This window comes from Thiobacter subterraneus (assembly GCF_055379455.1).
This window is the reverse complement of the sequence record NZ_AP042402.1, coordinates 1400560-1419706: the sequence shown is the minus strand read 5'-3', so window position 1 is coordinate 1419706 and position 19147 is coordinate 1400560. Positions and strand designations below refer to the sequence as shown.

Annotated in this window: 17 protein-coding genes and 2 riboswitches; of the genes, 14 read left to right on the top strand and 3 right to left on the bottom strand. The window is 66.9% G+C overall.

The features are described from left to right. Positions 1-189: 189 nt before the first annotated feature. Positions 190-1760, bottom strand: a protein-coding gene (locus ACZ42P_RS07095) for an IS3 family transposase (protein WP_464896862.1) whose coding sequence is annotated in 2 segments (ribosomal slippage) — positions 190-1328 and positions 1328-1760 — 1572 coding nt in all. Because the reading frame shifts where the segments join, the coding sequence is not laid out codon by codon here. A 600-nt stretch (positions 1761-2360) separates the two neighbouring features. On the opposite strand from ACZ42P_RS07095, the gene groES reads away from it, so the two are divergent. From groES to ACZ42P_RS07060, 7 genes are all read left to right on the top strand, one after another. Beyond that, positions 2361-2651, top strand: a complete 291-nt coding sequence (groES, locus tag ACZ42P_RS07090; RefSeq protein ID WP_464896861.1) for a co-chaperone GroES — start codon at positions 2361-2363, stop codon at positions 2649-2651. Between the two features lie 99 nt (positions 2652-2750). After that, positions 2751-4388 carry a chaperonin GroEL gene (gene groL, locus ACZ42P_RS07085; RefSeq protein ID WP_464896860.1) on the top strand — a complete coding sequence of 546 codons (1638 nt, stop codon included), beginning with the start codon at positions 2751-2753 and terminating at the stop codon, positions 4386-4388. A gap of 178 nt (positions 4389-4566) precedes the next feature. Then, positions 4567-6942: an EAL domain-containing protein gene (locus ACZ42P_RS07080; RefSeq protein WP_464896859.1), complete on the top strand. Its 2376-nt coding sequence runs from the start codon at positions 4567-4569 to the stop codon at positions 6940-6942. Positions 6943-6951: 9 nt separating this feature from the next. After that, positions 6952-8850, top strand: a complete 1899-nt coding sequence (locus tag ACZ42P_RS07075; RefSeq protein ID WP_464896858.1) for a DUF294 nucleotidyltransferase-like domain-containing protein — start codon at positions 6952-6954, stop codon at positions 8848-8850. Positions 8851-8863: 13 nt separating this feature from the next. Beyond that, complete coding sequence (locus ACZ42P_RS07070) at positions 8864-9571, top strand: 3'-5' exonuclease (protein WP_464896857.1); 708 nt, start codon at positions 8864-8866, stop codon at positions 9569-9571. A gap of 167 nt (positions 9572-9738) precedes the next feature. Next, entirely contained in the window at positions 9739-10005 is a 267-nt protein-coding gene (locus ACZ42P_RS07065) for a DUF4212 domain-containing protein (RefSeq protein WP_464896856.1), read from the top strand. A 1-nt stretch (position 10006) separates the two neighbouring features. Beyond that, a complete protein-coding gene (locus ACZ42P_RS07060; protein WP_464896855.1) occupies positions 10007-12103 on the top strand; it encodes a VC_2705 family sodium/solute symporter in 2097 nt (698 codons plus the stop codon). Between the two features lie 55 nt (positions 12104-12158). Here ACZ42P_RS07060 and ACZ42P_RS07055 read toward each other — a convergent pair whose 3' ends face one another. Then, positions 12159-12743 (bottom strand): tetratricopeptide repeat protein, encoded by a 585-nt coding sequence (locus ACZ42P_RS07055; protein WP_464896854.1) that lies wholly within the window; start codon positions 12741-12743, stop codon positions 12159-12161. A 45-nt stretch (positions 12744-12788) separates the two neighbouring features. Between ACZ42P_RS07055 and ACZ42P_RS07050 the strand changes: the two genes are divergently transcribed. From ACZ42P_RS07050 to ACZ42P_RS07020, 7 genes are all read left to right on the top strand, one after another. After that, complete coding sequence (locus ACZ42P_RS07050) at positions 12789-13124, top strand: hypothetical protein (RefSeq protein ID WP_464896853.1); 336 nt, start codon at positions 12789-12791, stop codon at positions 13122-13124. Positions 13125-13166: 42 nt separating this feature from the next. After that, positions 13167-13254, top strand: a riboswitch (glycine riboswitch). Continuing rightward, positions 13255-13348, top strand: a riboswitch (glycine riboswitch). 107 nt (positions 13349-13455) lie between these two features. Then, a complete protein-coding gene (gene gcvT, locus ACZ42P_RS07045) occupies positions 13456-14544 on the top strand; it encodes a glycine cleavage system aminomethyltransferase GcvT (RefSeq protein ID WP_464896852.1) in 1089 nt (362 codons plus the stop codon). A gap of 11 nt (positions 14545-14555) precedes the next feature. Beyond that, positions 14556-14945: a glycine cleavage system protein GcvH gene (gene gcvH, locus ACZ42P_RS07040; RefSeq protein WP_464896851.1), complete on the top strand. Its 390-nt coding sequence runs from the start codon at positions 14556-14558 to the stop codon at positions 14943-14945. A gap of 76 nt (positions 14946-15021) precedes the next feature. Beyond that, positions 15022-16407, top strand: a complete 1386-nt coding sequence (gene gcvPA / locus ACZ42P_RS07035) for an aminomethyl-transferring glycine dehydrogenase subunit GcvPA (RefSeq protein ID WP_464896850.1) — start codon at positions 15022-15024, stop codon at positions 16405-16407. A gap of 26 nt (positions 16408-16433) precedes the next feature. Then, positions 16434-16934, top strand: coding sequence for a thiol peroxidase (tpx, locus tag ACZ42P_RS07030; protein ID WP_464896849.1), 501 nt, complete (start codon positions 16434-16436; stop codon positions 16932-16934). A 64-nt stretch (positions 16935-16998) separates the two neighbouring features. Further along, entirely contained in the window at positions 16999-18447 is a 1449-nt protein-coding gene (gene gcvPB / locus ACZ42P_RS07025) for an aminomethyl-transferring glycine dehydrogenase subunit GcvPB (RefSeq protein WP_464896848.1), read from the top strand. Beyond that, the gene (locus ACZ42P_RS07020) at positions 18447-18815 is read left to right on the top strand and encodes a diacylglycerol kinase (RefSeq protein WP_464896847.1); all 369 of its coding nucleotides are present in this window, start codon (positions 18447-18449) and stop codon (positions 18813-18815) included. The genes gcvPB and ACZ42P_RS07020 overlap by 1 nt, the downstream gene beginning before the upstream one ends. A gap of 6 nt (positions 18816-18821) precedes the next feature. On the opposite strand, the gene grxD is transcribed toward ACZ42P_RS07020, so the two are convergent. After that, entirely contained in the window at positions 18822-19142 is a 321-nt protein-coding gene (gene grxD, locus ACZ42P_RS07015; protein ID WP_464896846.1) for a Grx4 family monothiol glutaredoxin, read from the bottom strand. Positions 19143-19147: the final 5 nt, after the last annotated feature.

Here is a 19147-nt window from a genome sequence, read left to right as displayed (position 1 = left end):
GGACCCCTTCATCCTGGACCTCGACAGCGACGGCTGGGAGGCAGTGGGCTACCCCGCCCACATCGACTTCGACTTTGATGGCGACGGCATTCTGACCAAGACTGGCTGGGTGGGCAGGGAGTTGTGCATCTTTCTCTCTGCAAATTTCCCCCCGCACTACGGAACAAGTCAAGCTAGTTGTCGCCTGATTCATGCAACAAACTGCCCTGTATCTTCGGCATGTACGTGGCCGCGCACGACAGCATTACGCTCCGGATTGAGCGTGACCGCACCGACCGGTGTCCAGTCGCGAACCTCCCCGGACCAGCGCGCAGGATGGCGCGCGCGGGCCTGGAGATACGTCTGATGGCGTTTGGCCAGGATGGCCTGGTCCTCCAACGCGTGTCGCTGCGCCGGCGTGACGTAGCGGATGCCACTGTGGCGGTGCTCGAAGTTGTACCAGTGCACGAAGTCCCGCCCCCAGCGGCGGGCCTCTTCAAGGGTGGCAAAGCCCCGCGCCGGGAATTCGGGGCGATACTTGGCCGTTTTGAACAGCGACTCGACGAAGGCGTTGTCGTCGGAGACGCGCGGGCGCGAGTAAGAGGGTTTGACACCCAGCCAGTGCAGCATGGCAAGCACCGTGGTGGCCTTGAGCGTGCTGCCGTTATCGCCGTGAAGCACGGGTTTGTCGATCATCGCGTGGACGCCTTCGGCCAGCGCGGTGCGCTTGAGCAGGCTCACCGCGTGGTCGGCGTGGTCAGCCGCATGGATTTCCCATCCGACGATCTTGCGGCTGTAGAGATCCAGGATCAGGTAAAGGTGGAACCAACGCCCCTGCACCTGCGTGGGCAGGTAAGTCATGTCCCAGCACCAGACCTGGCCTGGCGCGGTCGCGACATGGGTGGTTGGCGGGCGCGAACGCTGAGGCGCACGAGCCCGGCCCCGGTGGCGCGTCTGCCCGTGGGCGCGCAGCACGCGCTGGAAGCTCGATTCGCTGGCGATATAGATCCCTTCGTCGGCGAGCGTCGGCACGATGCGCGCGGGGGGTTGGTCGGCGAAACGCGCCTCGTTGGCCACCGCCAGGATGCGGGCGCGCTCCTCTTCGGTGAGCGCATGGGCGGGTGTCGGGCGCTTGGCCATGGGCCGGCGATCGCCGACGCGCAGGCCGTCCTCGGCCTTCCAGCGTTGCAGGGTGCGCACGGTGATGCCAGCAACCTCGCATGCCGGGCGCAGGCGCGCCCCCGCGGCATGTGCGGTGTCGATGTGGCGGACGATTGTTTGGCGATCTTCCCGGCCGATCATGCGTCCTCGTCCTTGTCCTTTGGAAAGATCGCCTCGAGCTTTTTTGACAGCACCAGCAGCGCGGCGGCTTCGGCCAAGGCCTTCTCCTTGCGGCGCAGCTCGCGCTCGAGTTCCTTGATACGTCGCCGGTCGGCCTTCTTGTCGCGGAGGCCGAGCCGCGCGGTGTCCTCGGGGTCGGCCAGCGCTTGTGTCGCCGCTGCACGCCATTGCTCGAGTTCCTGCGGATACACGCCGTTCTCGCGGCACCAGGCGCTCTTGCTGGCTTCATCCATTGCGGCGGTGACCAGCACGGCCTCGAATCGGGCCGGCCCTGTCCAGGCCCGTGTGCGAGCGGGCTTGGACAGGGCATCCGCGCGCCACCTCTCCAGCGTCGCCGTTGAAATACTCAGTTCGCGGGAAACCGTCTCCACCGATGCGCTCTCCGGGGGCAACAACCGTGCTACCGCTTTGTCCTTGAATGCTTGTCCGTATCTGGCCACTTTGTTCTTCCCTTATCGCCCCCAGGTTTCAGATTCTGTCGAGGCGACAACTATTCTGACTCAGAGGGACTACCGGCGGGCTGGTGAGGTGTGCGGTGGTCCCGGTAGCCTGGACAGCCCCTGGGAATAACCCAAGGCCGGTACCGCCGGAGCGGCCATTGCAGGCGATGCTGCCGCAAATCCTCTTCAGGATCCGTTCCGGGCGCCTGGCAGGGGGCCAAGGGCTGTGTCGTGTGCCCCATGGGCTGATAAAGAACCGCAACGGCCCGGTGGGGCGGCCGCCACCGAAGCGAACGGTCAGCGGGAACTCACCCAGCGAGATGCCCCGCCGCCAACCGCCGGACGGCCAGGGCTGCTTCTGCGATTACCTCCCAACGTCGCTCCTGCCGCCGAGGGCCGTGCGCCCGTGCCGGCGCTTGAACTTTCGAAGGGTCGCCCCTATCATTAGCACTCCTCGCGCCCGAGTGCTAACAATTCCGGCGCGCTGTGGCTACGAGCCGCCCCGCCGGCCCGGACTCCTGGGCGACATGCCCGGGCGCAGGTTTGAGGCCGGCCGATCCGGATTCCCCGTTTCAACGCAAAACTTCAGGAGACCGAAGCATGAAAATCCGACCCCTGCATGACCGCGTGATCGTCAAGCGTGTGGAGGAGGAACGCAAGACCGCCTCCGGCATCGTCATTCCGGACACCGCCGCGGAGAAACCGGACCAGGGTGAAGTCATCGCCGTGGGCCCCGGCAAGCGGGACGACTCCGGCAAGCTCATTCCCATGGACGTGAAGGTGGGCGACCGTGTCCTGTTCGGCAAGTACGCCGGCCAAACCGTCAAGGTGGAGGGCGAGGAACTGCTCGTGATGCGCGAAGAAGACATCATGGGCGTGATCGAGAAGTAACCGCTATCCCACGCAAAGACGCGAAGTGCGGGGACCTGCCGGTTTGCCGTGCCACCTCTCCGCCCTTGCGTTCCACGATTTTGAATTCAGGAGAATCAAATGGCTGCTAAAGACGTGAAATTCGGCGATGTCGCCCGCCACAAGATGGTCGCCGGCGTGAACATTCTGGCGGACGCGGTGAAGGTGACGCTGGGTCCCAAGGGCCGCAACGTGGTGCTGGAGCGTTCCTTCGGTGCGCCCACCATCACCAAGGACGGCGTGTCCGTGGCCAAGGAAATCGAGCTCAAGGACAAGTTCGAGAACATGGGCGCCCAGATGGTGAAGGAAGTCGCTTCCAAGACTTCCGATGTGGCCGGTGACGGCACCACCACCGCCACCGTGCTGGCCCAGGCGATTCTCAAGGAAGGCATGAAGTATGTCGCCGCCGGCATGAACCCCATGGACCTCAAGCGCGGCATCGACAAGGCCGTCGCCGCCACCGTGGAGGAGCTCAAGAAGATTTCCAAGCCCTGCACCACCAGCAAGGAAATCGCCCAGGTGGGTTCCATTTCCGCCAACTCCGACGAATCCATCGGCAAGATCATCGCCGATGCCATGGAAAAGGTGGGCAAGGAAGGCGTGATCACGGTGGAGGACGGCTCGGGTCTCGACAACGAGCTGGAAGTGGTGGAGGGCATGCAGTTCGACCGGGGCTATCTCTCCCCCTACTTCATCAACAATCCGGACCGTCAGCTCGCCGTGCTGGAAAACCCCTTCGTGCTGCTGCACGACAAGAAGATCTCCAGCATCCGCGACCTGCTGCCCATCCTGGAGCAGGTGGCCAAGGCGGGCCGTCCGCTGCTCATCATCGCCGAGGACGTGGAAGGCGAGGCGCTCGCCACCCTGGTGGTGAACAACATCCGCGGCATTCTCAAAACCTGCGCGGTCAAGGCCCCGGGCTTCGGTGACCGGCGCAAGGCCATGCTCGAGGACATCGCCATCCTCACCGGCGGCACGGTGATCGCCGAGGAAGTGGGCCTGTCCCTCGAGAAGGCCACCCTCGCCGATCTGGGCCAGGCCAAGCGCATCGAGGTGGCCAAGGAACACACCACCATCATCGACGGTGCCGGCAAGGCCGAGGCGATCCAGGCCCGGGTCAAGCAGATCCGCAAGCAGATCGAGGAAGCCACCAGCGACTACGACAAGGAGAAGCTGCAGGAGCGGGTGGCCAAGCTCGCCGGCGGTGTGGCGGTGATCAAGGTGGGCGCTGCCACCGAGGTCGAGATGAAGGAAAAGAAAGCCCGCGTGGAAGACGCCCTGCACGCCACCCGCGCGGCGGTGGAAGAGGGCATCGTGCCGGGCGGCGGTGTGGCCCTGCTGCGCTGCGTGGAAGCGGTGTCCAAGCTCAAGGGCGACAACCACGACCAGGATGCCGGCATCAAGATCGTGCTGCGCGCCATGCAGGAGCCCCTGCGCCAGATCGTGGCCAACTGTGGTGACGAGCCCTCCGTGGTGGTCAACAAGGTGGTCGAGGGCAAGGGCAATTTCGGCTACAACGCCCAGACCGGCGAGTATGGCGACATGATGGAGATGGGCGTGCTGGATCCCACCAAGGTGACCCGCACGGCCCTGCAGAATGCCGCCTCCGTGGCCGGTCTGATGCTCACCACCGACTGCATGGTGGCCGAGCTGCCGGAAGACAAGCCGGCCCCTGCCGGCGGCGGCATGGGCGGCATGGGCGGCATGGACATGATGTAACCGCCCAACGGATGGTCCGGACAAACCCCGCTGCGGCGGGGTTTGTTTTTTGAGCGGCCTCAAGCCTGCCGGCTGCCTGCCGCTATTCGCACAACGGGACGGTGTGGAGGGGCCGGTGCGGGCCGATCCTGCCCGGCGCTGGGCCCATCCCGCCTCCCGCGCGCTATCATCCCCAGCCATGGCCGCCAATCCTCCCGCTGTTTCCCGCTCCGCGCGCACCCTCATCCTGGGCTTCGGCCTGGTCTGCCTGCTGCTCGTCGCCCTGGCCGCCACGGCGCTGTGGCAGATGCGCGCCGCCAACACCCGCCTGGAGCGCATCGTGGTCGAGGCCAACGTCAAAGTGGCCCACGTCAATGCCATGCAGTCTGCTTCCCGGGAGCGCGCCCTGGTGGTGCAGTCCATGCTGCTTACGGGTGATCCCTTCGAGCGCGACCGCCTCATGCTGCGCTTCCGTGAGCTGGCCAGCCAGTACGTGATCCACCGCGACGCCCTGCGTGCCATGCCGCTGACGGACGCCGAGCGGGTGGCGCTGGAAGCCTCCCGCGTCAAGATACGCACCTCCACCGCTCTCATGGAGGAGGTGGTGCGCCTGCTGGAGGAGGGACGGGAGTTCGAAGCGGACCGGCTGCTCGTGGAGCAGGCACTGCCGGCCCAGCAGGCGGTGTACGTCCACTTCAAGGAACTGCTGGCCCTGCAGGAGGCGGCCAGCGCGCGTGCCCTTGACGAGGCGCGCCGCGGTTACCGTCATGCCTTCGCGCAGGTGGCGGCGCTGGCGGCGGCGGCGGTGATCCTGGCCATCGTGATCGCGGCGCGGGTGACACGGCGGGCGCTGGCGGCGGAGCGGGCGCTGGCCGAGGAACGGGACCGCGCCGAGATCACGCTGCATTCCATTGGCGATGCCGTCATCACCACCGATGCCGACGGGCGCGTGCGCCACCTGAATGCCATGGCGGAACGCCTTACCGGCTGGTCCCTGGCGGAAGCGGCGGGCCGGCCGGTGGACGAAATCTACCGGGTGGTGGACGAGCGCGACCGCCGCCCCCTGGCGGGCCTGCTGGCGGGCGTGCTCGCCGATGCGCCGCCGACTGTCACGCCGGCGGCACCCGTGCTGCTCAACCGTCGCGGCGAGGAATACGCCATCGAGCAGACGGTCTCCCCCATTCGGGCGAAGGCGGGGGGCGTCCTCGGGGCGGTGGTGGTGTTCCGGGACGTGACCACCGAGCGGGTGCTGGCCCAGGAGCTGGCCTGGCAGGCCAGCCACGATCCCCTCACGGGCCTGTTCAACCGCCACGAGTTCGAGCGGCGGCTCGCCCATTTGGCCGACCGGGCGCGCACAAGGGGCGAACACCACGTGTTGCTCTTCCTGGATCTGGACCAGTTCAAGCTGGTGAACGATACCTGCGGCCATCTTGCCGGCGACGAGCTCCTGCGCCAGCTCGCCGCCGTGCTGCCGGCCCGGCTGCGGCCCGAGGACACCCTGGCGCGGCTGGGCGGCGATGAATTCGGTGTGCTGCTGCCCAACAGCGACGTGGCGGCGGGCGAGGCCGTGGCCGAGGCGCTGCGCCAGGCCATTGCGGAATTCCGCTTCGTCTGGGGCGACAAGACCTTCACCATCGGGGTATCCATGGGGCTGGTGGCGCTGGGGGCGGGCTGCGGCGACCTGGCGGCGATCCTGTCCGCCGCCGACACCGCCTGCTACATGGCCAAGGAACGCGGCCGCAACCGGGTGTTCGTGCACCGGGAAAGCGATGCGGAGGTGCGCCGCCGGCAGGGCGAGGTGGAGTGGGTCAACCAGATCACGCGGGCCTTCGAGGAAAACCGCTTCCACCTCTACTTCCAGGAAATCCATCCCCTGCCCCTGGGCCAGACCTGCCGGCGGCGGGAGATCCTGCTGCGCATGGTGGACGAGGCCGGCCGCCTGGTGCCGCCCATGGCCTTCATCCCGGCGGCGGAGCGCTACAACCTGATGCCGATCCTGGACCGCTGGGTGGTGCGCAGCACCTTCGCCTGGCTGGCGGCAAACCGCGAGGCCCTGTGTCCGGACGCCGTCCTCAGCATCAATCTTTCTGGTCAGTCCCTGGGCGACGAGGACTTCGGCGACTTCGTGCTGGACCAGCTTCGCTCCTACCGCATCGACCCGCGCCACATCTGTTTCGAGATCACCGAGACCGCGGCCATCGCCAACCTGACGCGCGCGCTTCAACTCATGAACACCCTGCGCGCAGTGGGCTGTGCCTTCTCCCTGGACGACTTCGGCAGCGGCATGTCTTCCTTCGCGTATCTCAAGAACCTGCCCGTGGATTCCATCAAGATCGACGGCGCCTTCGTACGCGACATGCTCGCGGATCCGGTGGACTTCGCCATGGTGGAGGCCATTGCCCGCATCGGCCGCGTCATGGGGCTGGCCACCATTGCCGAATATGTGGAGAACGACGAGATCGTGCGTCACCTCACCGCCCTCGGCGTGGACTATGCCCAGGGCTTTGGCGTGCACCGGCCCGAGCCGCTCTCCCTGGAAGCCGCGCCGGTTGCTGCCCAGGGGGGATCCCATTAAGGTGACACCATGACTGAAGCCGCCCCCCTGCCCGCCAGCCTGCTCAACGCCACCATTGCCCATCTGGCCCGCTTCGCGCCGTTTTCCGAAATGCGGCGCGAGGATCTGGAATGGATGGTGGCCCGCCTGTCCGTGGTTTATACGCCCAGGGACGGCGTGCTGCTCGATCCCGCCCAGGGGCCGGTGAGCCACTTCTACGTGATCAAGCAGGGCGCCGTGGTGGGCGAGAGCAGCGCAGGCGGCGGCGAGGCGCATACCCAGCTGGTGGAAGGCGAGTGCTTCCCCCTCGGTGCGCTGCTCGCCCACCGGCCCGTGGGCAACGTCTATCGCGCGGTGGAAGACACCTTCTGCTACCGCCTGGCTGCCGCCGATTTCGACGCCCTGCTCAAGCGTTCACCGCCCTTCCAGGATTTCTGCACGCGCCGCATCGCCCATCTGCTGGAACGCTCGCGGCAGCTCATCCAGGCGCAATACACCCAGGCGAGCGCCGCCCAGCAGCCCCTCTCCAGTCCCCTTGTCGAGCTTTTGCGCCGGCCGGCCGTCACCTGCGGCCCCGGGGTGCCCATTCGCGACGCCCTGGCGCGCATGCACCAGCAGAACGTGGGTTCCATGATCGTGGTGGAAGGGGAACGGCCGGTGGGCATCTTCACCCTGCACGATCTGCTTGCGCGCGTGGCGCTGGCCGGCCAGGATCTCGCCGCGCCCCTCGCCAGCGTGATGACCCGCGATCCCCTTAGCCTGCCGGGGCGGGCCACGGCCCACGAGGCGGCGGTGCTCATGGCCCGTCACGGCATCCGCCACGTGCTGGTGGTGGAGGAGGGGCGGCTTCAGGGCGTGATCTCGGAGCGGGATCTGTTTTCCCTGCAGCGGGTGGGTCTCACCCAGATCAGCACCAGTTTGCGCACGGCGCGCAGCGTGGAGGAGCTGCCGCCCATCGCCGCCGACATTCGGGCGCTCGCCCATGCCATGCTGGCCCAGGGCGTGGGGGCCGAGCAGCTCACCCAGCTCATCTCCACCCTGAACGACCTGCTCACCGAGCGCATCATCGAACTCATGCGCGCCCGCTTCGATGTCGGGGACATTCGTTTCTGCTGGCTGGCCCTGGGGTCGGAGGGACGGCTGGAACAGACCCTGTCCACCGATCAGGACAACGGCATCGTGTTCGCCGCGGGCGAGCAGGAGGCCAAGGCCACGCGCGAGCGTCTGCTGCCCTTCGCGCGTGCGGTGAACGAGGCGCTCGATGCCTGCGGCTTCCCTTTGTGCAAGGGTGGGGTGATGGCGAGCAACCCCCAGTGGTGCCTCACCCTCGCCGGCTGGCGGAAACTGTTCGCCAACTGGATCGACCAGGGCGATCCCGAGGCCCTGCTCAATGCCTCGATTTTCTTCGACTTCCGGCCCCTCACCGGCGACGTCACGCTGGCGGAGGAGCTGCGCGCCTGGCTTGCCCGCCACGCGCCGGCCAACCCGCGCTTTCTGCACCAGATGGCGGCCAATGCCCTGCGCAACCGTCCGCCCCTGGGGGTGGTGCGCGACTTCGTGCTGGAATCCCGGGGCGAGTATGCCCACACCATCGACCTCAAGCTGAACGGCACCACCCCCTTCGTGGATGCGGCGCGCATCTACAGTCTGGCGGCGGGCGACAGCCATACCAACACGGTGCAGCGTCTGCGGGCGGCCGCCGCGGCGCGCCTGCTGCCGGGCGAGGAGGTGGAAGCCTGGAACGAGGCCTTCCTGTTCATCCAGCTGCTCAAGCTGCGCCACCAGCACTGGCAGGAGCGGGAAGGCCAGGCTCTGCACAACCACGTCAATCCGGACGAGCTCAACGAACTGGAACGGCGCATCCTCAAGGAGGCCTTCCGCCAGGCGCGCAAGCTGCAGACCCGGCTCGCCCTCGACTACGGCCTGTGAGGCGGCCCGAATCATGGAATGGCTGCACTGGCTGCGCCGCCTCACCGCGCCGGTGACCGATCCCGAGCTGCGGGCTCGGCTCGCCGCCTGGCGCCGGCGTCCGCCGCCCGACCCCCACCAACCGGCCGACAGCCTGCGCTGGGTGGTGGTGGACGTGGAATCCAGCGGTCTCGATGTCTGGCGCGACCGGCTCATCTCCATTGGCGCGGTGGCCCTCACCGGGGAGACCATCATCCTCGCCGACAGCCTGGAAGTGGTGCTCCGCCAGGAACGGGTGAGCGGCACGGCCAACATCCTGGTGCACGGCATCGGCGGCACCGCCCAGCAGGCCGGTCTGCCCCCGGCCGAGGCGCTGCTGCGTTTCCTGGAGTACGCCGGTCAGGATCCCCTGGTGGCCTTCCACGCCCCGTTCGACACCCTCATGATCGGGCGTGCCCTGCGCGAGACTCTGGGACTGCGCTGGAAGCCCTTGGTGCTGGACCTGGCCGATCTCATGCCGGCCCTGTTTCCCGGTGTCGAGCTGCGTTCCCTGGACGATTGGCTCACCCGCTTCGGCATCGACCACTACGCGCGTCACCAGGCCCTGTCCGATGCCTACGCCACGGCCCAGCTCCTGCAGGTGGCGCTGGCTGCCGCGCATAGCCAGGGCCACCGTGACCTGGCCGCCCTGCGGCGCCTCGAGCGGGACCAGCGGGCCCTGGCCCGGCTCGGCGCCCGCTGAGTTTTTCGTATCGCGAAACAGGATTCCGCGGTTCTTTACAGCGCCGGACCGGCGCACCTATACTCCCGCCACTGGCGCGATAAAGAGAATTTATGCGTCTGGCATAAGGCGCCGGTCCGGTTCACGCCGGGTTCGTGTCCGTCCCCAACCCAGCTCGAGGAGGCATCGTGGAAATCACCGAAAGACATCGCGAGTACTGGCGCAGGAATCTGGCCCTCACGGCGGTCCTGCTCGCCATCTGGTTCGTCGTCACCTACGTGGTGGGCTACTTCGCCCGGGAGCTCAACCAGATCACGTTTCTCGGCTTCCCCCTGGCCTTCTACATGGGCGCCCAGGGGTCGCTGATCATCTACGTGATCATGATCTTCTACTACGCCAAACGCATGAACCGCCTCGACCAGGAGTACGGCGTGGCGGAAGGGGAGGAGAAATAACATGGCTGCCACCACCCAGGCCCAGTTTGCCCAGTCGCTCAAGAAGTATTACAGCTTCTACACGGGCGGCTTCATCCTGTTCATCATCGCGCTCGCCATCGCCGAGCAGATGGGATTGCCCTCGAAATGGATCGGCTATGTCTTCCTGTTCGCCACCGTGGCCCTTTATGCCGGTATCGGTATCATGAGCCGCACCGCCGACGTGGCGGAATATTACGTGGCGGGGCGGCGTGTGCCGGCGGTATTCAACGGCATGGCCACCGGCGCCGACTGGATGAGCGCCGCCTCCTTCATCGGCATGGCGGGCGGCCTTTACATCCAGGGCTATGACGGCCTCGCCTTCATCATGGGCTGGACCGGCGGTTACGTGCTGGTGGCCCTGTTGCTCGCGCCCTACCTGCGCAAGTTCGGCCAGTTCACCATTCCCGACTTCCTGGGCGCTCGTTACGGCGGCCACACGGTGCGCATGATCGGCGTGCTGGCGGCCATCCTGTGCTCCTTTACCTACGTGGTGGCGCAGGTGATGGGCGTGGGCCTGATCACCTCGCGCCTGTCGGGCATCGAATTCCAGATCGGGGTGTTCGTGGGTCTGGCCGGCATCCTGGTGTGCTCCTTCCTGGGCGGCATGCGGGCGGTGACCTGGACCCAGGTGGCCCAGTACATCATCCTCATCATCGCCTACATGATCCCCGTGGTGTGGCTGTCGGTGCAGCAGACCGGCAATCCGGTGGCCCAGATCGCCTACGGTCAGCAACTCGCCAAGCTCTCCGAGCTGGAGCAGAAGATCAAGGCTGATCCGAAAGAGATCGAGGTGCGCCAGATCCACAAGGACAAACAGCTCGCCCTGGAGGCGCGCATCAAGGAGCTGGAGGCCAATCCGGAGGCGGTTTACGCCGAAGAAAAGGCCAAGGCCGAGGCCAAGCTGGCGGAGCTCAAGGCGGCGCCCACGCTGGATCAGAAGGCGATCGCTGCCGCCGAGAAGGCGGTCAAGGAGTTCCCGCCCACGCCTGCCAAGCTCAAGGAGAAGCTCAAGAAGGATGCCGATGGCGCCAAGGCCAAGTCTGCCCCGCCCCGCGCCCATGCGGAAGCCTTCCCGGGCAAGGACGAGAAGGAGCGTGACATCAAGCGGCGCAACTTCCTGGCCCTGATCTTCTGCCTGATGCTGGGTACCGCCGCGCTGCCCCACATCCTGATGCGCTACTACACCACGCCGTCCGTGCGGGAAGCGCGCGAGTCCGTGGGCTGGTCCCTGTTCTTCATCTTCCTGCTCTACTTCACCGCCCCGGCCCTCGCGGTGCTGGTGAAGTTCGACGTCTACAGCCACCTGGTGGGCTCCAGCTTCGCCAGCCTGCCCGGCTGGGTGGCGAAGTGGGCGGCGGTGGATTCGACCCTGGTGTCGGTGAAGGACCTGAACGGGGACGGCATCGTGCAGCTCGCCGAAATCAGCCTGCATCAGGACATCGTCGTGCTCGCCACGCCCGAGATCGCCGGCCTGCCCTACGTGGTGTCCGGCCTGGTGGCCGCCGGTGGTCTGGCCGCGGCCCTGTCCACCGCGGACGGCCTGCTGCTCACCATCGCCAACGCCCTGTCCCACGACGTGTACTACAAGATGGTGAACCCCAACGCTTCCACCAAGACCCGGCTCACCGTGGCCAAGACGCTGCTTCTGTTGGTGGCCATCGCGGCGGCCGCGGTGGCGGCGCAGAAACCGGCGGACATCCTGTTCCTGGTGAGCGCGGCGTTCAGCTTCGCGGCGGCGAGCTTCTTCCCCGCCCTGGTGCTGGGCATCTTCTGGAAGCGCGCCACCAAGTGGGGGGCGATCCTGGGCATGCTCGCCGGCCTGGGTGTCACCTTCTACTACATGGCCACCACCCAGCCCTGGCTGCGCGGGGTGTTCGGCGTTACCATGCCCGTTGCCGACGCCAAGTGGTGGGGCATCGAGCCCATCTCCGCGGGCCTGTTCGGTGTGCCGGTGGGCTTCGCGGTGATGGTCATCGTGAGCCTGCTCACGCCGGCACCCGACAAGGCCACCCAGGATCTGGTGGAGCACGTGCGTTACCCGAGTCTGGCGGGTGACATCCGCACCGAAGCCACCTGACGGGGCGGTCACTCCAGGGAACAAGGCCCGCTGCGAGCGGGCCTTGTTTTTGGGATCATTCCAGTTCGCGCACGAGATGGCGCAGGTCGGCGCGCTGGGTGTCCTGGATCAACTTGCGGCAGACCAGAGGATGGAAGCGCAGCAGGTGGCGCGCCACCGCTTCCACCTTGTCCGGCGCCTGGGCGTGGTGCTGCGCCATGCCCAGGGCGTACCAGACGTGGGGATTGCGCGGCTCCAGCCGGGCAGCCTGCTCCAGGGCCGCCACGGCTTCCTGGTGCCGGCCCAGGGCGGCGTGGGCGAGCCCCATGCCGTACCAGGCCCGATCCAGTTTGGGATCGAGGCGGGTGGCTTCCCGGAAGGCGGCGATGGCCTCCTCGCGCCGCCCGGACTGGTCGAGCAGGTAGCCCAGGTTGAACCAGGTCACGGCGTCCGGGTCGATGGCCAGGGCACGGCGCAAAAGGCTTTCGGCCGCCTGCCGGTCGCCGCGCTCGCCGTGGAGATAACCCAGGGCACGCAGGACGCGCGCGTCGTCCGGTTGCACGGCCAGGGCCACCTGATAGGCGGCGATGGCCTGCTCCCGGCGCTTCAGCCGGGTGAGCAGACGGCCGCGCCAGTAATGACGCAGAAAATCGAAATCCATGGGGAAAAGACCAATGATCGAGCGGGCATTGTCTCCGCATGAGGGGTGCTCGACAAGCCTTGGCCGGAGGCGGCCATGACCGTGGCGCAGCAGATCTTCCTGATCAGTGTGGTGCGCACCCTGGTGGAAGTGGCGGGCTGGGCGCTCCTGGGCCAGGGCCTGCTGGCGCTGCTCGCGGGGGCCCGCCGGCACGACAACCTCTTCTACCAGATCTTCGAGATCGTCACGCGGCCCGTGCTGCGGCTGGTGCGCCTGATCACGCCGCGGGTGATCCTCGACGCCCACATCCCCTTCGTGGCGTTCTTCCTGCTGCTGTGGTTGTGGCTGGGCCTGGCCTGGCTTAAGCACCAGATCTGCATCGCCAACCAGTTGGCCTGCTGAGCTTGAGCGCGCCAGGGGCCTCCGGTATAGTTCCAGCTGCCATTTGAACCCGCGGAAGAGCGCACGCCCGCCGTGCCGCCGAAGGCGCAACCACCCGTAACCGCTCAGGCAAAAGAACCGCGTGTTCAGGCAACTCTGGAGAGCGACGGTCGATCCGATCCGTCCACCGAAGGGGCACGCGGCGTTCGCCGCAATCTCTCAGGTACCGGGACAGAGGGGTGAAGCTGACTGGGACGTTCGGTCTGCCGGGCGCAACCGCCTTTGCCCCGTCCCGTCACCGCGCCAGTCCATCCATCGGGCCCAGGCCTTCCGTCTGCGACGGAGCGGAAAGATGACCATGCTGAAAACGACCGCACTCAATGCCGCACACCGCGCCCTCGGCGCGAAGATGGTGGATTTCTCCGGCTGGGACATGCCGCTGCATTACGGCTCCCAGATCGAGGAACACCACAAGGTACGCCGCGACGTGGGAATGTTCGACGTGTCCCACATGCTGGCCATCGATCTCCATGGTGCAGGCAGCCGCGAGTTCCTGCGCTACCTGCTGGCCAACAACGTGGACCGTCTGCAGATTCCGGGCAAGGCCATGTATTCCTGCATGCTCAACGAGCAGGGCGGGGTGCTGGATGATCTCATCGTCTATTACCTGTCCGAAGACTGGTTCCGCCTGGTGGTCAACGCGGGCACCGCGGATAAGGATCTGGCCTGGATCGAGCACCAGCGCGACGCCCATGCGCCGGGGGTGACGGTGGTGCCGCGGCGCGACCTGGCGATCCTTGCCGTGCAGGGTCCCAATGCCCGGGAGAGGGTGTGGCTGGCACGCCCCGAACTGCGCGCCGCCACCGAGTCCCTGAAACCCTTTCAGGCCGTGGCCCTGGATGGCTGGTTCGTCGGCCGTACCGGCTACACCGGCGAGGATGGTTTCGAAATCATCCTGCCTGCGGGCGAGATCGAGGACTTCTGGTGGCTGCTGCACCAGCTGGGTGTGGCGCCAGCGGGCCTGGGTGCACGCGACACCCTGCGCCTGGAAGCGGGCATGAATCTCTACGGCCAGGACATGGACGAGACCACCACGCCCCTGGAATCGGGGCTGGCGTGGACCGTGGATCTCAAGAGTCCGCGCGAGTTCATCGGCAAGCATGCCCTGGAGGAACAGCAGGTGATGCGCAACCTCTACGGTCTGGTGCTGCTGGACCCGGGCGTGCTGCGTGCCCACCAGCGCGTGATCACCGCCCATGGCGAGGGCGAGACCACCAGCGGCAGCTTCGCCCCCACCCTCAACCGCTCCATTGCCCTGGCGCGCCTGCCGGTGCAGGTGGAAGTGGGCGACCAGGTGCAGGTGGCGGTGCGCGACAAACTGTTGGCGGCGAAGGTGGTGAAATATCCCTTCGTGCGCAATGGCAAGAGTCTGATCGATTGAAGGAACCCACCATGAGCATTCCCTCCGACCTGAAATACACTAAGACCCACGAATGGGCGCGCCGCGAGGCCGATGGCACCATCAGCGTGGGCATCACCCACCACGCCCAGGATCTCCTGGGGGACATGGTCTATGTGGAAAACCCCGCCGTGGGGCGCAGGCTGGCCGCCGGCGAGGAATGCGCCGTGGTGGAATCGGTCAAGGCCGCTTCCGACGTCTATGCGCCGGTGTCCGGCGAGGTGGTGGCGGTGAACGAGGAGGTCGTCGCCAGCCCCGAGAAAATCAACCAGGATCCCTACGGTGCCTGGATGTTCCGCATCCGCCCCGCCGATCCCGCCGAGCTCGATGGCCTGCTCGATGCCGCGGCCTATGCCGCGCTGGTGGAAAGCGAAGCACATTGATCCCAGGCGGGCGTAGGGCGCCGCCCCGCCTTGGGCGCCGCCTGCCTCACCGCGGATGTCACACCGGGAATCCACCATGCCTTTCATACCTCACACCGAAGACGACGTGCGGGCCATGCTGGCGAGCATCGGCGTGGCCAGCATCGACGAGCTGTTCGACGAGATCCCCCAGGGTCTGGCCAGCAGGGGACTGGAACACGTACCCCCGGGGCTCACCGAAATGGAAGTGACGCGCCTTGCCCAGGAGCGCGCGGAGCGGGATGGACGCTATCTCAACTTCATCGGGGCTGGCGCCTACGAGCACCACATTCCCGCCGCGGTCTGGCAGATCGTCACGCGCGGTGAGTTCTATTCCGCCTACACGCCCTATCAGGCCGAGGCGAGTCAGGGCACCCTGCAGGTGGTGTACGAATACCAGACCATGATGGCCTCCCTCACCGGGCTGGATGTCTCCAATGCCAGCCTGTACGACGGGGCTTCCGCTCTGGCCGAGGCGGTGCTGATGGCGGTGCGCGCCCACAGGGGCGCGCGCCGCGTGGCCCTGCCGCGCACCGTGCATCCCTTCTACCGGCGGGTGGTGGAGACCCTGGTCACGCCCCAGGACATCGAGCTCGTCGAGGTGGCGTTCGATCCCGTCCAGGGCATCACCGATCCCGCGGGCCTGCCCGAGGGGGATCTGGCGGCCGTGGTGATCCCCCAGCCCAATTTCTTCGGCTGCCTGGAGGATGTGGACGCCCTCACGGATGCCGCCCATGGGCGGGGCGCCTTGGCCATCGCCCTGGTCAATCCCACTTCGCTTGCCCTGCTCAAGCCGCCGGGCCAGTGGGGCGGCAGGGGCGCAGACATCGCCGTGGGCGACGGCCAACCCCTGGGCGCGCCCCTTTCCTCCGGCGGGCCCTATTTCGGCTTCATGTGCTGCCGCCAGGCCCTGGTGCGCCAGATGCCTGGCCGCATCATCGGCCGCACGGTGGACCTGGATGGCCGCCCCGGTTTCACCCTCACCCTGCAGGCAAGGGAACAGCACATCCGGCGGGCCAAGGCCACCTCCAACATCTGTACCAACCAGGGGCTGCTGGTCACCGCGGCGACTCTCTATCTCGCCCTGTTGGGCCCGGAAGGACTCAAGCGCGTGGCGGCCACCTGTCATGCCAATACCACGCGCCTGATGAACGCCCTCACCGCCATTCCGGGCGTGCGCCGGCTGTTTGCGCGGCCGTTCTTCCATGAGGTGGTGCTGCAGCTTGTCACGCCGGTGGCCGGTGTGCTGCATGCGCTGGAAGCCCAGGGCATCGTGGGCGGTTTCGACCTCACGCCCCACTATCCGGAACTGGGCCACGCCCTCCTGGTGTGCGCCACGGAGACCCGGACCGAAGCCGACATCGCGCGCTACGCCGAACACCTGGCGCGCATCATGGGCCGGCAGCAAAGTGCACCGCCCTGTCCCATCCAACCCAAGCTCTGACGTCGTCAGCACAGAAAGGAGGCAACATGAGCACCGTTACCCTGGAAGGCACGCCCCTGCACGTGAGCGGTCATTTTCCCCAGCCCGGTGAAAAGCTGCACAGTTTCATGCTGGTGGACAAGGATCTCAACGACGTCTCCCTGGCCAAGTTCGCCGGCAAGCGCAAGGTGCTGTCCATCGTGCCCAGCCTGGATACGCCCGTATGTGCCCAGAGCACGCGGGTGTTCAACGAGAAGGCCGCCGCGCTGCCCAACACCGTGGTGCTGGTGATTTCTGCCGACCTGCCCTTCGCCCAGGCGCGCTTCTGCGGGGCCGAGGGCATCCAAAACGTGATCACCCTGTCCTCCATGCGCGGCCGGGATTTCGCCAAGGACTACGGCGTCATGATCACCGACTATCCCCTGGCGGGCCTCATGGCAAGGGCGGTGATCGTGGCCGACGAGAACGACACCGTGCTGTATTCCCAGCTGGTGCCGGAGATCACCCAGGAGCCGGATTACGACGCGGCGCTGGCCGCCCTCAAATGAGCCTTCGTTCCCGCAGGGGGCGGGCAGGGAAGCCTGCCCCGCGGCGCCAGAAAGAGTTTGCACCATGCTGATCTTTGAACGCTCACGCCCGGGCCGCCGTGCCGCGGCCCAGCTGCCCCCCGCCATGCCGGAGGTGGATCTGCCGGCCGAGTGCCTGCGCCGGGATGCGCCCCTTCTGCCCGAATGCTCGGAGCTGGACGTGGTGCGCCATTACACGCGCCTGTCCCAGAAGAATTTCTCCATCGACACCCATTTCTATCCCCTGGGTTCCTGCACCATGAAATACAACCCGCGGGCGTGCAACAGTCTGGCCATGCTGCCGCAGTTCCTGGCCCGCCACCCCCAGGCGGCCGCTCCCACGGGCCAGGGCTTTCTCGCCTGCCTGTTCGAGCTGCAGGAAATCCTCAAGGACGTGACCGGCATGGCCGGCGTGAGTCTGACGCCCATGGCGGGGGCCCAGGGCGAGTTCGCCGGCGTGGCCATGATCCGCGCCTATCACCTCTCCCGTGGCGACAGCGCGCGGCGCGAGATGCTGGTGCCGGATGCCGCCCACGGCACCAATCCCGCCACGGCGGTGATGTGCGGCTACACGGTCAGGGAGATTCCCACCGACCGCAACGGCGACGTGGATCTCGACGCCCTGCGCGCGGCGGTGGGCCCCCACACGGCGGGGCTGATGCTCACCAACCCCTCCACCCTGGGCGTGTTCGAGCGCAACATCGTCGAGATTGCGCGCATCGTCCACGACGCGGGGGGGCTGCTCTACTATGACGGCGCCAACCTCAATGCCATCCTGGGGCGGGTGCGGCCGGGCGACATGGGCTTCGACGTCATCCACATGAACCTGCACAAGACCTTCTCCACGCCCCACGGCGGTGGCGGTCCGGGTGCGGGGCCGGTGGGTGTGTCGGAGCGGCTGCTGCCTTTCCTGCCGGTGCCCATCGTGCATGAGGAGCGCGGCGTGTATCGCTGGCTCACGGAGCGGGACCGGCCCCAGAGCATCGGCCGCCTTTCCGCCCACATGGGCAACGCCGGTGTGCTGCTGCGGGCCTGGGTCTATGCCCGCATGCTGGGACGCGAGGGCATGCAGCGCGTGGCCGACTACGCCACCCTCAACGCCAACTATCTGATGGCGGAACTGAAAAAGGCCGGCTTCGAGCTGGCCTATCCCATGCGCCGCGCCAGCCACGAATTCATCGTCAGCCTCAGGGGACTCAAGGAGCAGACGGGGGTCACGGCCATGGACGTGGCCAAGCGTCTCCTGGACAAGGGCTTCCACGCCCCCACCACCTATTTCCCCCTGCTCGTTCCGGAGTGCCTGCTCATCGAACCGACGGAGACCGAATCCAAGGAGACCCTGGATGCCTTCGTGGCGGCGCTCACGGAAATCGTGGAGGAGGCCCATACCGATCCCGAACGGGTCAAGGGTGCGCCCTATACCACGCCGGTGCGCCGCCTCGACGACGTGCGTGCCGCGCGGGAACTGGATCTGGTATACAAGCCCGCGGCCTGATGGAATCGCCCCACAAGAGCAAAAGCGGGCTCGCCCGCATCGGCCGCGCCTTTTTCTACTCCCTGGCGGGCCTGCGCGCGGCCCTGCGCCACGAGCACGCCTTCCGCCAGGAGCTTTGGGTGGCGGCGCTGCTCATTCCCGTGAGTTTCTTCCTGCCCGCCAGCGGCACGGGGCGCGCGCTCATGGTCGGCGCGGTGCTGCTGGTGCTGATCGTGGAGCTCCTCAATTCCGCGGTGGAGGCGGTGGTGGACCGGGTGTCCACCGAGGATCATCCCCTGGCCAAGCGGGCCAAGGACATGGGCAGCGCGGCGGTGTTCCTGGCGCTTCTCAACGTGCCCGTGGTGTGGGGACTGGTGCTGCTGGGCTGAGGGCCCTTAGGCGGCGGCGAGTCCTTCGAGCAGTTTCTGCAGCTCGCCCTTCTGATACATCTCCGTCATGATGTCGGAGCCGCCGATGAACTGGCCCCGCACGTAGAGCTGGGGAATGGTGGGCCAGTTGGAGAATTCCTTGATCCCCTGGCGGATGGCGGGATCCGCCAGCACGTTCACCGAGAAGAAATCCTTCACCCCGCAGGCCCGCAGCAGGTTCACCGCATTGGCGGAAAAGCCGCACTGGGGGAACTGGGGCGTGCCCTTCATGTAGAGCACCACCGGATGGGTGCTGATCTGTTCGCGGATCACGTCCTGAATGTTCATCTCGT